Genomic DNA, 621 nt, shown 5'->3' with positions numbered 1-621 from the left:
GCGCTGTCTCCAGCAGAGACTCAGTGAAATCGAATTCGCCGTGAAGATGCGGTGTACCCGCGGCTAGACGGAAAGACCCCGTGAACCTTTACTGCAGCTTGACATTGAACTTTGATCTTACTTGTGTAGGATAGGTGGGAGGCTTTGAAACCGAGACGCTAGTTTCGGTGGAGCCAATCTTGAAATACCACCCTGGTAATATTGAGGTTCTAACTCTGTCCCGTTATCCGGGACGAGGACCATGTCTGGTGGGTAGTTTGACTGGGGCGGTCTCCTCCTAAAGAGTAACGGAGGAGTACGAAGGTGCGCTCAGCGTGGTCGGAAATCACGCGTAGAGTATAAAGGCAAAAGCGCGCTTAACTGCGAGACCCACAAGTCGAGCAGGTACGAAAGTAGGTCTTAGTGATCCGGTGGTTCTGTATGGAAGGGCCATCGCTCAACGGATAAAAGGTACTCTGGGGATAACAGGCTGATACCGCCCAAGAGTTCATATCGACGGCGGTGTTTGGCACCTCGATGTCGGCTCATCTCATCCTGGGGCTGAAGCAGGTCCCAAGGGTATGGCTGTTCGCCATTTAAAGAGGTACGCGAGCTGGGTTTAGAACGTCGTGAGACAGTTCG

At 52.7% G+C, this 621-nt stretch carries 1 rRNA gene; it reads left to right on the top strand.

The features are described from left to right. Window positions 1-621: ribosomal RNA gene (locus ACVUH9_RS22240) — 23S ribosomal RNA — on the top strand; the annotation flags it as partial.

Source organism: Patulibacter ginsengiterrae, assembly GCF_056269115.1.
Note: the sequence above shows the minus strand (reverse complement) of the source record. Positions and strands in the feature narration are given on the sequence as shown.